We start from the raw sequence: 15,665 nt of genomic DNA on the forward strand, positions 1-15,665 counted from the left end.
TTCCCAGTAAGAGGGGTTTCAATAGAAATGAATATGATGGAGGGCTAAAGATGAAGAAAAGATGGATGACAACCGTTATGGCAATGCTGGCGGGGATGATGGTTGTAACGGCTTGCGGAGACAAAAGCGGCGGGAGCGGGGTCAATGGCGACGGACCTTATCCGCTTACGCTGGTGGTTAATCAGGTTGGGGAAATACCCGACCCGAAAAATCAGATGGAGGAAAAAATACGCGAATACACAAATACGGATCTGCGGATTCAGTGGATTCCCTACTCCGCATACGACGAGAAGGTTAACGTCATGGTCGCTTCCAATGAGCTTCCGAAGCTCATCAAGCTGAACTATACGCCAACGACGATCAGCTCGCTCGAAGCGGATCTGTTCTGGGACATCACCGAGCAATTGAAAAATTACCCGAATTTGGCCGCGCAGCCGCAGGCCTATTACGACAACATCAGCGTGAACGGAAAAGTGTACGGCATCCCCCTGTTCCGGGACATGGGCCGGGCGATCGTCAGCTACCGCAAGGACTGGCTCGATGCTGCCGGCTTGAAGGAGCCTGTCACCCTGGATGATTGGTATGAAATTATCCGATTCAGCACGGAGGAGGATCCGGATGGCAACGGAAAAAGGGACACCTACGGAATGATGCTCGACAAAGGCTATAACCAGGGTACGGCATCGACCTTGACCCGGCTTGCCGTTTCCCAAGGCGCACCTAATAAATGGGGCATCGACGAGCAAGGCAATTTCTATCCGGAGTTTGTATCCGAGCAGTTCTTCGATGTCATGAAGCTGTTTAGAAGATTATATGAAGAGAAGCTGATTAATCAGGATTTCGCCGTGGTTGATTCCTCCGAGCTCAATAAGGTGTATGAATCGGGCCGCGCGAATATCCGGATCTCCGGCGGTAACGGTCAATCGCTGCAAACCAAGCTGGAGAAGGTTGTTCCGGAAGCGGTTGTCGACGTATCTCCGCTGCAAGGTCCAGAAGGCATTCGCGTTCCGGGGGAAAGCGGAAATACCGGCTTCCTGGCAATCCCGAGATCGACGGTCAAGTCTGAAGAAGAACTGGCTAAAGTGCTGACCTTCGTTGACAAGCTGCTGGATCCCGAGATGGTCAATGTTATTAATAAAGGCATCGAAGGCGTGCATTACAAAGTCGAAGGAGATTATACCGTAACGATCGATGCGGATAAGGACGCTCAAGAAGTCAAGCCTTATCGCGATACGTTTCCACAACGGGGCGATTTGTACAACATGGAGAAGAAACCGAAAGGAACGGAGCTGTTCAACAAGAACAAACAAATCGTGTATGAGAACGAGAATTACATTGTACCGAATCCGGCGCTTACCCTGAAATCGACGACTTACAATGAACGCGGCGGAGAGCTGGAGCAGATCATCACCGATGCGCAAACCAAGTTCATTATGGGGCAGATTGACGAGGCCGGCTGGAAGGCGGAAGTGGAGAAATGGAGAAAGAGCGGCGGAGATCAAATGGCTGCAGAATATAAAGAATCTAACACGAATCAAAAATAGCGGTCATTGAGGAGCAATGTAAACGAGAGACAAAGCTGGCAAGTAAAAGGAAGTGCCTTTGGTGTCCTTGGCTGCTTTGTCTCTCACTACTAATATATCTGTATTAATGATCGAAAGAACATTTCACACGGCTGCCTTATAGGCCACACATTCAACTTATATAAATGAGGCAAATTAGGAGCACTCGGTTCATGGGCTGTCCATTTTCGTTCCAATTAGCACGAGATCAAGATGATTCGTTCTAAGCGCGCCAGCCGGCTTGATTTGCAGCACAAGACCATCGCGGTCAAAACGGCAGGTAAGGATAAACATCTGCTGTTGTTCCAGCAGCTGAATGTGGATCAAGCAGGTCGACGGGTCTGCCCATACGGCACCACAGGCGGAGGGAAGGCCGAAAAAAGGGTCAGGACCGATATGCCAATCATTCATGGAGCATACAACACGGGGACGACCGGTTTCATGAATGAAGGTGAGCTCGCATGCTTGCTCACTGAACGTAAAATGACAACCTGTCCATCCCGGCTCATTAGCAGCTAGGCGATATTGCTGCCCCGAGACCTGCACGGCTGTACTGGAGATCAAGCTTCCATCCGGCAGATGGAGCTTCAAGGCGCTCAGACGCTTCTGCATCCGGTCATAACCGGCATCATCGAAAGGGCAGGGCTCCTGCATGGAAGAAACCAGATGGGTCCAAACGCAATCGAGGATTCCTTGGTGTTCATCCCGGTTCAGCATGGTGTTGGCCGTCGAGACAAAAACGGCGTCATGGTCTGGGATGACAAGGACGAATTGCCCGCCTGCGCCGAAAGCGCAGTAGGCTTGACGCCTGGCTCGCCAGAACTGGTATCCGTACCCGCTTCGTCCTTCCAGCAGAATTCCGGCGCTGGAGTTATCAACGACCTTGGACGTGCTTAACTCTACCCAGCCCTCCGGCAGGATCCGGATTCCGTTCCACAGCCCGTCCTGCAGATAGAGCTGACCGAATTTGGCCAGATCCTCCGTGGTGCAATAGGCTCCGCTGCCGCCCTGGTTAATTCCGAGCGGGCAGGTCTCCCACTCGATATCCTGCATCCCGAGGGGCTGAAACAAGCGGTCATCGAGATAGTCATGCACGGTTGTCCCCGTAACCCGTTGGAGTATGGCGCAGAGCGTATGCGTACCTGTCGTATCGTAGGCAAAGACGGTCCCCGGGGGATGACTCGGTGGCGTATGAAGATACTCGAACACGATATCCCGGGCCTCTTTATTGGTTGATTTTCGGTGGACGGTTTGCATACTCAGCAGATGCCGGATGGTCATATCGGCTGTGTACGGGTGTACGGTCTCCGGCTGCTTATCCGGAAAAAAATGAATGACCTTGTCCTCCAGGGAGATCCGTCCTTCACCGATGGCAATGCCGACGGCTGCCGATGTCAAGCTCTTGCTGACGGAGAAGATCGGATGCCTTAAATCCTTGTGAAAAGGGGAGTAATAACCTTCGGCAGCTACTTTGCCATGCCGAAGCAGCATAAAGCTGTGCAGGTTCATATTCCTTTCCGTCATATCCTCCATAAAGCGGAGAATGGCGGAAGGAGGAATACCGACGTCCTCCGGACGGACTCGAGCCAGTGCAGTCATCATCATCAACCTCTCGTCTGATTGGATGTACCAGGAGTGTAGGGCGGATACCAACGGTCTTGGCCACTGAGCACATGTTCGATGGTAAACCGTTTAGCCTCGGTCTCAGTGAGCTGCCTGGACCACGCAACCCGCAAGGAGGGGGATGCTCCGGGGCCGCGGCTGCCGAATTCGGCATAACGCGATGTTTCTTCACGGTCCGGTTGGTTCCAGTTATGCCAGCCCTGTGGATGAACGGAGCCGTCCATCTCGGATCGGATGAACACCACATTGGCATAAGCACGCCAAGGCCGGCCAAGGTATACGTTCTCAACACCGGGTGCTCCCGAGATTTTGCAATCGATAAAGACATAGCCAAACTCCGCTTCCTCCGGCGTATTGGCTGCGGTCAGGTAACCACCGGACCGCTTGCAGTGGATGGTGCACCGGTCGAATACGGCCGTTGCCGGCCCAAATATAAAATCGACATCGCCCTCGATATAACATTCGGCAAAGAAATGACGTCCGCCGGACACATAGAGCGTATCTTGATCACCTTCAAGTTTTACATACTGAAAGGACACCCGGTCGGCATCGATAAAGGCAGCGACTGCCTGACCCGTCCCAGGACCGGAATCATTGCGGATGGTCAATTGTTCGGCGCTGAAATCATTTGCGCAGATATAGAAGCTTCCGCTGCGAAAGGTCCCGAGGGGTTGTCCATCTTCATCTAAGGTGTGGGCGTTATCCGAATATGTAAGAATCGTTTCTTCAGGTCCTTCACCGATCATACGGATGGCTGGTTTCGATGAAGGAATGTTGATTTTCTCACGGTAAACACCTTTTTTAATTTCGATGATGACAAGACAATCGGACTGTTCGGGAATCGAGTCGATTGCAGATTGCACCGTCACGAAGTCGCCTTGTCCGCTGGGATCTACTGTGATTTTCATCGATGAACACGCTCCTCTATGGATTTTATATCTATGTTATCGAATTGGAGATTCCAATAAAAACATCTCCGATGTTTAAATCGAGTCATTCTTTGCCTTTTTTGCCGGATTTGAAAAAAAACAGCTTCTTAGACTTGTTTTCTAGAGGGAAAGTAAACAGAGAAACAGAGCATAAAATGCAAAAAACGCGATTGATTCAGCATCAAATCCGGAATTTTTATCGTTTATGTTTCTTTATAATGAGGCTTGAGATTAAATCTTCCAAGGATATTGAGGTGAGGCGGTATTGAAGCAAGAGAACAATTGGTCCGTCCGGACGGCGGAAACCATTCTCCGTCAAGCGGACAGCGAGGGACTTCACCCGGAAATTGCCCGCCGGTGGGCGTATGTTCCCGGGATGATGCTCATGGCGGTCGCCCGCACAGGGGACTTTTATAACAAGGACGATTATTTTGATTTCATGAAGCGGCATATGGATCTGTTTGTTCAGGCTGATGGGGACATTCGGGGGTACAGAATCGAAGAATATAATCTGGACCAGATCAACCAGGGGAATAATTTATTTGCGCTAAGTGCCAGATTTCATGACTCCCGTTATGAAAAGGCTTCCCATACGCTAGCCGCCCAGCTGATCAGCCAGCCCAGAACGACGGACGGCGGTTTTTGGCACAAAAAAGTATACCCGTTTCAGATGTGGCTGGATGGGCTCTATATGTCATCGCCGTTTCTGGCCCAGTATGCCAAAACTTATAACCAGCCTGAACTGTTCGACGAGGTAGCTCACCAGCTTCTGCTGGTGGAGCGTAGAACCCGGGATTCCAAGACGGGCCTGCTCTATCACGGATGGGATGAAGCGAAGGAACAGGTATGGGCCGATCCGGAAAGCGGGCGGTCCCCGCATTTTTGGAGCCGGGCCTTGGGCTGGTATGCGATGGCGCTAGTGGACAGTCTTGAATTTTTTCCGGTAGATCATCCGAAGCGAGGTACGATGATTGGCATATTCGAACGCCTAAGCCGAGCGCTGGCACGTTATCAGGAGAAAGAGAGCGGGCTGTGGTTCCAGGTGCTCGATCAGGGCTTCCGGGAAGGCAATTATCTTGAAACCTCCGGCTCCTCCATGTTTATTTACGCTTTGGCCAAGGGCGTTCGGCTCCAGTATCTGGAACAGCCTTCAAGACCTGTTGCGGAGCGGGCTTACGAAGGTTTGATCCAGCGGTTTGTTGAGGCTGGCAAAACCGGCGTGCATCTTCATTCCATATGTCATGGAGCGGGGCTCAGCGATGACCGCAACGGCTCGTATGAATATTACATCAGTGAACAAGTGGTGTCCGACGCCCAGATTGGCGTAGCGCCTTTCATCCTTGCCAGTCTGGAAATGGAGCGGTTAGCAGATTCGTGATAGGAGGAGGAACTAAATGATGCACTCATCGTCATCGCTGCAAGCATTACAGAACAAATCATGGTTGTCGGATCAGGGAGACGGGACGTTCGTGAACCCGGTGCTTCATGCGGATTATTCGGATCCGGATGTGATCCGGGTCGGGGAAGATTTCTATATGACGGCCTCCAGTTTCGGTCATCTGCCGGGACTGCCGATTCTGCACTCGAAGGATTTGATTAACTGGAGGATTATTAATCATGTGCTGCCCCGGATGGAGCTGCCGGGCTATGACGTCCCTCAACATGGGAACGGCGTCTGGGCTCCGGCCCTTCGGTTCCATGACGGCAAGTACTGGGTGTTCTACGGGGATCCGGATGTCGGCATCATGATGAGCACAGCTGCGGACCCGGCAGGCAGCTGGACGCCTCTGCATCTGGTTCAAGAGGGGAAAGGCTTGATCGACCCGTGTCCGTTCTGGGACGATGACGGCCAGGCCTACCTGGTTCACGCGTTTGCCAAAAGTAGATGCGGCATCAAGCATCTGTTAAGAATGTGCCGGATGTCCCCGGACGGAAAGCGCCTCTTGGATGAAGGTCAGATTGTCTTCGACGGGACCGAACGTCATCCGACGATGGAAGGGCCGAAGATGTATAAACGAAATGGTTATTACTATATTTTTGCGCCTGCTGGGGGAGTATCAACGGGGTGGCAGACCGTGCTTCGGTCAACCTCGGTCTTTGGCCCTTATGAAGACAAAATCGTACTGCATCAAGGCGATAGCCCGATTAACGGCCCGCATCAGGGCGGTTGGGTAGAGCTGGATTCGGGAGAATCCTGGTTTATGCATTTTCAAGACAAAGGGGCCTACGGAAGAATTGTTCATCTGCAGCCGATATGCTGGGTGGATGATTGGCCGGAAATGGGTGCCGATACGAATGGAGACGGGATCGGCGAACCGGTTCTGCGTTATCCGAAGCCAAACGTCGGCGGGGAACACAGGATTGAGGCACCGGACGATTCAGACGAGTTCGAAGACGCTCAGCTTGGCCTTCAGTGGCAGTGGCAGGCTAATCCGAATCCGGCCTGGTATGCATTCGAGGAGGAAAGCCATTTGCGATTATTCGCCTTCCCGGTGCCGGAGAACCAGCCTTCGCGCACGATCTACGATGCTCCTCACTTGCTGATGCAGAAATTCCCGGCGGAAGTATTTCATGCGGAAGCCAAACTGGATGGAACGGCGCTAAAGCCTGGTGAACGGGCGGGCTTGATCGTATTCGGACGAACATTCGCTTATGCGGCCATTCAGATGAAGGCGGACGGCTCCGGCATGGAAATCATCCAGGCCCAAGGGAACGGCTCGGAGGAGAATGTGGTGTGGTCCGACGGATTGGATGAAGGGAAGGTAACGATTCGGGTGACCGTTCATCCCGGTGCTCAATGCCGCTTCTATTTTGCTTCTGCCGATGGTCCTTTCTTGCCGTGCGGAGATAGGGAGTTCGAAGCCGAAAAGGGGCACTGGGTCGGTGCCAAGGTCGGATTGTTCGCGGCAAGTACGGAAGAACAAGCGGATAGAGGGTATGTGGATATCGACTGGTTTAGGGTTGGAAGAGGAGAGATATAGAAAGAGAAAGATTACGGGGCTGCTCCAAGACGGTAACAACTTTGGAACAGCCCCGATTCTATCCATGACGCTTGCGGTACTGAAGAGGCGTGGTCCCCGCGATTTTTTTGAAGGTTTTATTAAAGTGGGCAATATGCTCAAATCCGGCTTGCTCGGAGATGAATTGTACGGATTCTCTGCTGTTCACGAGCATTTTCTGTGCTTCGCGAATTCGTACCACCTGCAGGTATTCGCGAAAGTGAAAGCCTGTCAGCTTGGTGAACACTCTGCTGAGATAGGAAGGGCTGATGTAAAACTGCTTGGCGACCTGCTCCAGCGTAAGTCTTTCATGATAATTGGATTTGATGTATTGGGCAATTTCTGAAATTTTCTGATGCATCGGATGCTCATATTCATGGGTTTGAAATTGAAGCGTGGTCTCGATCCGATGAAGGCGGATGAGCAGCTCGTTCATCCATGCGCGAACCAATGAGCTGTAGTGAGTCTGCTCCGTTTGGCATTCTGCGAGCATCGAGAGGAGCAGCCGTTCGATTTCGGGCTGATGCTTCAGCGGAATGCGAACGAGTCTGGACGTCCCATGATCGAGCAGCTTGGCGACGCCGGCATCGCCTTGTTCGATGAAGCTTCTGGAGAAGCTGATCAGCACCCGCTCGAAGGTCAGCTTATCGGAGCTTGCCGTTGAGTGGAGATCATGCGGGTTCACGATCATCATGTCCCCTTTTTTGACGGTAAACACGTTATCGTCCATGAAGTAGACCCGCTCACCGTTAAGCAAGTAATACAGCTCGAAGTAGGGATGCTCATGCGGACGGGGCATGCTGCTGGAACCGTTTCGCGACATGTATTGGATGGAGAAATCATGGTCTCCGATGTGGTACTTGGGCTGCAGCCGGTCATTCATTCCTCATTAACTCCTTAGTTCGCATGGTTGGATTACCACCGATTGTGATCGTAGAAAATTATATATCATGCCTGCAGCCGATCTTCAAGGGCTTTGAACGCAATCGGCAACAATTTTTAAGATGAAAGAAAGTATGAGTTTTCAGAGGAGCAGAAGTTTTTTTAACCCCGGATGGAATAGAGGTCCCGATGGAACGCCATGGCCATGTTATCGAAATGCCTACCGAACAAGGCGGAAGGTATATCGTCCTGCCGGTATAAATCGAATAAGCAATCTTACAAATACGGAGGTACACATGATCAAACAAACAGAAGAAGCGATATGTCCTGACTTGCCAGTGATCCCGGAGTATATCGTAACGATTACGGACTATGGAGCCGTTGGAGACGGCGTATATGACAACACCGAGGCATTTCATCAAGCGATTGAAGCCTGCGTTAAGGCCGGTGGTGGGAAGGTGGTCATCCCTCCCGGGATCTGGCACACCGGTCCATTGACCCTGCAGAGCCGGATTGAGCTTCACGCCTCTGCCGGTGCGCTTGTTGTGTTCAGCAAGCAATTCGAAGCTTATCCGATCCGGATGTCTACTTATGAGGGCCGGCAGATGTTCCGCTGCCAGTCTCCGCTCGATGGAGAAGGGCTGGAGGATATCGCGATTACCGGCAGCGGCATCTTTGACGGAAGCGGCGAAGCCTGGAGGCCGGTTAAGCAAGGGAAGCTGACCGAAAGCCAGTGGGATCGTTTAATTCACAACGGTGGTGTCGTGGATGGCGAGGGACTGTGGTGGCCAACGCCGGCTGCCCGGGACGGGAAGGAGAACTTGGCCCGGATCGAAAAGACAGGCAGCGAGGATCCACATGACTATGCGCCTGTGAGAGACTACCTGAGGCCCAATCTGCTCAGCTTTAGAAAATGCAAGCGGATCCTGCTCAGCGGCCCGACCTTTCAAAACTCCGCAGCCTGGTGCCTGCATCCTTGGGCATCAGAGCAGATTACCATTCAGAACATTACCGTCCGGAATCCATGGTATGCCCAGAACGGGGACGGTCTGGACATCGATTCATGCAAATGCGTAATCGTGGAAAACAGCTCGTTTGATGTAGGAGATGATGCGATTTGTCTGAAGTCCGGTAAAAATGAAGCCGGGCGCCTGCTGGGAAAGCCGAGTGAGCGGATCAGCATCCGGAACTGCACCGTTTATCACGGCCACGGCGGCATCGTGGTCGGCAGTGAAATGTCCGGAGGCATCAAGGATGTATACGTATCCGATTGCACCTTCATCGGCACCGATATCGGCATTCGTTTTAAAAGCTGCCGCGGTCGCGGCGGCGTGGTCGAGAACATCTTCATTGAAAGGATCCGGATGCGGGATATCGACGGGGATGCGATCTCCTTCAATTTATATTACGAAGGGAAAGCCGGCTCCGGCGAGTATCAAACGGAAGTGATGCTGCCCGTTACCGAGGAAACCCCCGTGTTCCGGAATATTGTCATTCAGGATATTGTGTGCAGCGGTGCGCACACTGCGCTGCTCATCAACGGCTTGCCGGAGATGCCGGTGGAGAACTTGACGGTGAAGAGGTCGGCCATCACAAGTCGGGAAGGCATTGTATGCCGAAATGGAAAGAACCTCAGCATTCAGGACATCGTCCTTCGTAATCAGGAAAATCAGCTGCTTCTCTTTCACCAAAGCCGAAATGCTCAGGTGGCGAATGTCAGCGGAGAAGGGGGCTCACAGGATGACCGCCTGCTGGTGGTGACCGGGGAACGGTCCAGGCAAATCGAATGCTCGGGGCTGAAGGCCGATAAGGCTAGGCAGATTATGATTTCTTCTGAAGTGGAACCGGAGGAGGTCGTGATCAAGTAGCTTTGCTGTTGGATTCAATAAGGCTTAGAAAGGAGGTGATCGAATTATAACCGTTGCAAGCATTTCAAAATGATAAGGAGGTACGCAATTGATAGCAGCAAAATGGTTAAAGCAAATGCTTGTCCTCACCATGCTGTTTACAAGTTTTTCCGGCGGAGCCGCTTATGCTGAGGAAAGCCCTGAAACCGTAACCTCGTCCAATTCCTCGCGAACGCCGGCATTTCCGGGTGCCGAAGGCGGTGGAAAGTATACGACTGGCGGCCGGGGCGGCGACGTGTACGAGGTAACGACGCTGGCCGACTCGGGTCCAGGCTCGCTTCGTGATGCGGTCAGTGCTGGAAACCGGACCGTTGTATTTAAAGTCGGCGGCGTCATCGAGCTGAAATCTCCCCTTAAGATTCTCGGAGACAATCTGACGATTGCCGGCCAAACGGCGCCGGGCGATGGAATTACGGTCATCGGGTATCCAACGTCCTTTGATGGAAACAACCTGATCATCCGTTATATGCGATTCCGTCTGGGCGATATGAATGAAACGGAAGCAGACTCTTTTGGCGGACGGTATAAGAAAAACATTATCATCGACCACTCCTCGTTCAGCTGGTCCGTCGACGAAGTGCTCAGCCCTTACGGTAACGAAAATGTCACGGTGCAGTGGTCGATCATAGCAGACGCCATACACATTAGCAAACATGTCAAAGGCAGACACGGCTACGGCGGGATATGGGGCGGCAAGAACACCAGCTTTCATCATAATTTGATCGCCCACAACTCCAGCCGCAACCCGGCGTTTGACAGCACGGCAGGCAATTCCCATGATTTCCGCAATAACGTTGTTTACAACTGGGGATTCTTTGCTTCGTACGGAGGCAAAGGCGCGGTTACCAATATGATCAACAATTATTACAAGCCCGGACCTGAAACGGAAGTGGTTCGGTTTATGAATGCGGAGAGCACCGGGAGCTACTATATTGACGGCAACGTTATGGACGGCAATCCGGAATATACTCAGGATAACTGGTCTGGCGTTCATAAGTATCCGGATTACGTGAAGCTGGAAACTCCCGCTTCCTTTGCCAATCCACTGCCGACCGAATCCGCCGAAGGGGCTTATGCAGCGGTTATGCAAAGCGCCGGAGCCACCCTGCCGAAACGGGATGCCGTCGATGCCAGAATCATCCATGACGTTATTCACCGAACCGGCATGCATATCAACTCTCAGAATGAAGTAGGCGGATATCCGCTAGTAGAGATGGTCAGATCCACGTTAGAAGATGATGATCATGATGGTATGCCGAATGATTGGGAGATCGCTCGCGGGCTGGACCCGAGAGATCCGAGTGACCGCAATCTGGCAAATGAGGAAGGATACACGAATCTGGAGCTGTATTTGAATTCCATGACGGGAAACGGATCAGCTAATCCCTCTGCAGTCATTACCGCTCCGGCAAACAACACGGTGGTCAAAGCCGGATCGAACGTGACGATTGAAGCGTCCGTGTCCGATAAAGACGGAAGCGTATCGAAGGTCGAGTTTTACCGGAACGGAGAGAAGGTTGGAGAGGACGACAGCATGCCGTTCCGCTATGAGTGGACGGACGCTGCGGACGGCACCCATTATTGGGCCGCGAAAGCGATCGACGATACGGGAACGATGGCGTTCTCGACGAGCGTGGTCGTTCATGCGAACACCGAAGGGAGCATCGAGCCTTGGAAGTCGGCCGATATAGGCAGTCCGGGAATACCGGGACACACCCAGCTTGGTGATGCCCTCGGCGAGATGACCGTCAAGGCAGCAGGCGATATCGGCGGAGCGAAGGACGTCTTTCATTTTGCCTATCAGGAGATCGAGGGGGACGCTGAAATTGTGGCCCGGGTTGAATACATTACCCCAACGAACGAGGAAGCAGAAGCCGGCATCATGTTCCGCGAGAGCCTGAAGGAGGATGCTCCATTCGTCTCCCTTGTTGTCCCTTATATTCGTACGGGGAAAAGAGGTGTTACCCTGAGTCGAGCAGAGGAGGGCGGAGAGGTTGCGAGAATTCAGCCGGAGCAGCAATTTCAGCTGCCTTATTGGATCAAGCTTGTCCGCAAGGATAACCAATTCACATCAATGATCTCTCAAGATGGAACCAGCTGGACCACGGTCGGAAACGTCCAAGTCGATTTGCCTAAGCAAGCCTATGTCGGACTCGTGGCGGATGCGGCCAAAGTGAACAATGAGACGTGGAAATACAATACCTCGACATTTACTAACATCAATATATCGGCAGATACAGGCAGCGGCCCGAAAACCGTATATTATGTGAACGATGATTTTGAAAACCTTGAAGCTGGCTCCGTACCTGACGGTTATGGCGTGATCCCGGAGCCTCAGGATGCGGATCATACGGTCACCGTGGAGGAAGTTCCCTTCAATTCTACGGGTAACGATTCAGAAAAGGCGCTAAAGGTATATGATAATGCAGTAGGCAGCACAGGGTTTACAATCAGCTTCCCGCAGCAGTTGGGTACGGTAGTCGTCGAGACGGATTTCATGTCACCGGCCATGCCCGGCACTTCGGTGCTGCTTCAGATTAAGGATGCAGAAGGTACCAAGACGCCGATTGCTCTTGAGGTGCGCAAGCCGCAGTTACCGATTCAGGAGGATGCGTACGCCCTGGTTTACAAGAACAAGAATGGGCAAGACGTAAAGTTAACCGACCTTCCGGCCGCTAACCGCTGGTACAATCTGAAGGTCATTGCCAATGCGGCGGCTAACACCATGGATATTTACGTAGACAACGCACTGGCAGCCGAGCAAGTTGAGTTTAGAGACGATATGCGGACATTAGGGCTAGGTAGCGCATTGTTCGGCAGAACGCCCGGAACCGGCAAGGGAACTTATTACTTCGACAACATCAAGGTATACGTGGAACCGGCAGCCGCACCTAAAGGACTACGGGCGATCCCTGGGAACGGGAAGGTTCAGCTGGATTGGGATAACGCCCAAGGTGCTTTATCGTATACCGTCAAAAGAAGCACGACAAACGGGGGGCCGTACGAGACCGTGGCATCCGATCTGAGTGCTTCCAATCCATCGTATACGGATACAAGCGTAATTAACGAAACCACTTATTATTATGTGGTTACCGGCGTGAGTGATTTAGGAGAAAGCGATCCCTCGAACCAAGTGCGTGTTACGCCATCGGTGAATGCCGTGAAGCCGCAAGCCCCGACGGAGCTCGCGGGACTTAGCCGCAACACACAGGCTGATCTCACCTGGCAGCCGGTGGAGCATGCGGTCACCTATACGGTGAAGCGAAGCGAAAGTCAGGAAGGGCCTTATATTGAGGCAGGACGCGCAGAAGAGCCTTTCTTTAGAGATACGGGGCTTGTAAACGGTAAAGTCTACTATTATACGGTGACGGCGACAAGCGTTGCCGGCGAAAGCGAGGCGTCCGACCCGGTCGAGGTCCGTCCGGTGGCGCCGCTAGAGTCGCCAGCGGATGTTAAAGCGAGTGCCGGCGATGCATCGGCGGTGATCTCGTGGAATGCCTCACCCGATGCTTCGAGTTATCAGATCAAGCGAAGCACCGTTCTCGGCGGCCCATACAAGGTCATTGCCGATCAAGTAAAGGATATCCGCTATGAGGAAAGCGGCTTGGAGAACGGGACGGCCTACTATTATGTTGTTTCCGCACATAACGGCACCGCCTCCAGCGCGAATTCTGAAGCGGTTCGGGTCATTCCATTCCCTGCGAATACCTCGCCGCCTCCGGGTGATCTTCGACTAAACCCGGCCAAAGACCACGTCAAGCTGTCCTGGTCAGCCGTAGAAGGTGCAGCTTCTTATCAAATCAGAAGGTCGGAATCAAGAAGCGAAGCAGGAAGTGTCGTCGCCTCCGATTTGCGGCAGCCCGAATTTATCGATACGGATGTCGTTGCCGGCACAACTTATTATTATTCGGTGCAGTCGGTAAACGAGAACGGGCCGGGCGTCGGAAGCGATCCTCAAGGAGCAACACCTGCTTCCGTCATCGTCGTGGCGAAAGACGGCACAGGCATGTTTACCAGCGTTCAAGCCGCGGTGGACTCCATCCCGGATGGCAATACGGACCGAACGATAATCTATATCCGTAATGGAATCTATGAGGAGCAGGTTACCGTTCCTAAGACGAAGCATGCCGTGAGTTTTATTGGCGAGAGCAAGGAAGATACGGTCATTACCTACACCGGGATAACGGGCACCGGATTCAATGAACGTGCCACCGCCGTCGAATCCGATGATTTTACCGCCGAGAACATCACGTTTGCGAATGGAGCGGGTCCTCAAGGCCCGGCGCCTGCGCTGGACCTTCGGGGAGATCGGGCCTTTTTCAAGCATGTCCGCATGATCGGTTATCAGGATACGTTCTTTGTGAACAATGCCGGGAAACGGGTGTATGTGAAGAACAGTTATATTGAAGGAGCGGTGGATTTTATCTATGGACCTGGAATCGCCGTGTTTGACCAGAGCGTCATTCACAATGTCCGTTCAGGCGGATATATTACCGCTGCCAGCACGCCGGAAAATCAGCCCTACGGATATTTGTTCCTCAACAGCAAGATTACAGGAGCGGACGGAATCGAAGATGTCTACCTCGGGCGACCATGGAGACCCTTTGCCCATGTGCTGTTCATGAACACGGAAATGGAAGGAATCGTGCACGATAAAGGCTGGCATAACTGGGGACGACCGGATAACGAGAAAACCGCCAAATACTATGAATATAACAATACCGGACCTGGTGCGGCAGCCGAAGCCCGCGCGAATTGGTCGAAGCAGCTCACGCCGGAGGAAGCGAATCTGTACACGATTCCAATGATGATGAAGGGATCGGATGGTTGGGATCCGACTAGAATGCCTGTTCTTCCGCAGCCTTACGGGGAAGAAGACGATACACCTCCGCACACATCGTCCAAAATAACACCGGAAACACCGAACGGCCTGAACGGCTGGTATACGGTGCCGGTTACCATTGAATTGAGTGCGGAAGACGACGGTTCAACTGTTACCGAAACCGTCTACAGTTTAGACGGTATCACCTGGACTCCTTACTCGGGGCCGATCGTTCTGGACCGGGAAGCGGCCGCGGCTGCGATATACTATCGCTCCGTCAACGCTGCAGGTCTTGAGGAAAGCATCCGATCCATTGTATTGAATATGGATCTGTCCCCACCGGATATTTACGTAGAAACACCGGTACAGGAGGGAGGATGGAATGTCTCCAGGGATTGGACGCCGATCATTGAAATGAGCGATTCCGTTTCCGGCGTCGACGACAGCCGGACGGTTATCAAGCTGGACGGTAATCCCGTTCAACCCGGTGAAGCCATCCCGCTGTACCAGCTCCCGCTCGGGAGTCATGTCTTAACCGTTGAAGGAGCAGATCTTGCGGGCAATACGTCAGTAGCTGAGATTGAATTTCAGACGGTTACGAGCACCGGCGATATGATCGCTTTGATCGAACGGTTCCTGAGCAGCGGAGAGATTGGGAATGCCGGTATCGCCAACAGTTTGACGAAGAAGCTGGAGAAGGGAAATATGGATAGCTTTGAGAACGAGGTCCGGGCACAGCGGGGCAAACATGTGTCAGAACTGGCGGCGGACATCCTGCTGCGGCATGCCGAGGCATTAAGAGAAGAGATTATATAAGTTCTAAAGCCCTCAAATTTTGAATCAAGCTGGATATCATGATGCTTTTATTCCAGAATCCACAAAACAGGGATGGTGAGATCCCTGTTTTTGTGCTGCTCTGGCTCCCGTAGTTCTCGGATCCT

General features: G+C 52.6%; 8 protein-coding genes. 5 read left to right on the forward strand and 3 right to left on the reverse strand.

What is annotated here, in order from left to right; all coding sequences use genetic code 11:
* Positions 1–50: 50 nt before the first annotated feature.
* Positions 51–1,544, forward strand: a complete 1,494-nt coding sequence (locus BJP58_RS01235; protein WP_194542447.1) for an extracellular solute-binding protein — start codon at positions 51–53, stop codon at positions 1,542–1,544.
* Between the two features lie 189 nt (positions 1,545–1,733).
* Here the strand turns inward: BJP58_RS01235 and BJP58_RS01240 are convergent, their stop codons facing one another.
* Together BJP58_RS01240 and BJP58_RS01245 are read right to left on the reverse strand one after the other, a co-directional pair.
* Positions 1,734–3,167 carry a serine hydrolase domain-containing protein gene (locus BJP58_RS01240; protein ID WP_194542448.1) on the reverse strand — a complete coding sequence of 478 codons (1,434 nt, stop codon included), beginning with the start codon at positions 3,165–3,167 and terminating at the stop codon, positions 1,734–1,736.
* The gene (locus tag BJP58_RS01245) at positions 3,167–4,093 is read right to left on the reverse strand and encodes a pectinesterase family protein (protein ID WP_194542449.1); all 927 of its coding nucleotides are present in this window, start codon (positions 4,091–4,093) and stop codon (positions 3,167–3,169) included. Before BJP58_RS01245 ends, BJP58_RS01240 begins: the two co-directional genes overlap by 1 nt.
* 286 nt (positions 4,094–4,379) lie before the next feature.
* Between BJP58_RS01245 and BJP58_RS01250 the strand changes: the two genes are divergently transcribed.
* Positions 4,380–5,492, forward strand: coding sequence for a glycoside hydrolase family 88/105 protein (locus BJP58_RS01250; protein WP_194542450.1), 1,113 nt, complete (start codon positions 4,380–4,382; stop codon positions 5,490–5,492).
* Between the two features lie 16 nt (positions 5,493–5,508).
* On the forward strand, positions 5,509–7,095 hold the full coding sequence (locus tag BJP58_RS01255) for a glycoside hydrolase family 43 protein (RefSeq protein WP_194542451.1): 1,587 nt from the start codon (positions 5,509–5,511) through the stop codon (positions 7,093–7,095).
* Between the two features lie 58 nt (positions 7,096–7,153).
* On the opposite strand, the gene BJP58_RS01260 is transcribed toward BJP58_RS01255, so the two are convergent.
* The gene (locus tag BJP58_RS01260; protein ID WP_194542452.1) at positions 7,154–7,996 is read right to left on the reverse strand and encodes a helix-turn-helix transcriptional regulator; all 843 of its coding nucleotides are present in this window, start codon (positions 7,994–7,996) and stop codon (positions 7,154–7,156) included.
* Between the two features lie 295 nt (positions 7,997–8,291).
* Between BJP58_RS01260 and BJP58_RS01265 the strand changes: the two genes are divergently transcribed.
* A complete protein-coding gene (locus BJP58_RS01265) occupies positions 8,292–9,863 on the forward strand; it encodes a glycoside hydrolase family 28 protein (RefSeq protein WP_194542453.1) in 1,572 nt (523 codons plus the stop codon).
* An 88-nt stretch (positions 9,864–9,951) separates the two neighbouring features.
* A complete protein-coding gene (locus tag BJP58_RS01270; RefSeq protein WP_194542454.1) occupies positions 9,952–15,540 on the forward strand; it encodes a pectinesterase family protein in 5,589 nt (1,862 codons plus the stop codon).
* Positions 15,541–15,665: the final 125 nt, after the last annotated feature.

The sequence above is a fragment of the Paenibacillus sp. JZ16 genome, from assembly GCF_015326965.1.
Classification (GTDB): Bacteria; Bacillota; Bacilli; order Paenibacillales; family Paenibacillaceae; genus Paenibacillus_AQ.

Coding starts and splice junctions, on each gene's coding strand:
- BJP58_RS01265 (WP_194542453.1), top strand. CDS start 8,292: ATGATCAAACAAACAGAAGAAGCGATATGTCCTGACTTGCCAGTGATC.
- BJP58_RS01240 (WP_194542448.1), bottom strand. CDS start 3,167: ATGATGATGACTGCACTGGCTCGAGTCCGTCCGGAGGACGTCGGTATT.
- BJP58_RS01255 (WP_194542451.1), top strand. CDS start 5,509: ATGATGCACTCATCGTCATCGCTGCAAGCATTACAGAACAAATCATGG.
- BJP58_RS01260 (WP_194542452.1), bottom strand. CDS start 7,996: ATGAATGACCGGCTGCAGCCCAAGTACCACATCGGAGACCATGATTTC.
- BJP58_RS01245 (WP_194542449.1), bottom strand. CDS start 4,093: ATGAAAATCACAGTAGATCCCAGCGGACAAGGCGACTTCGTGACGGTG.
- BJP58_RS01235 (WP_194542447.1), top strand. CDS start 51: ATGAAGAAAAGATGGATGACAACCGTTATGGCAATGCTGGCGGGGATG.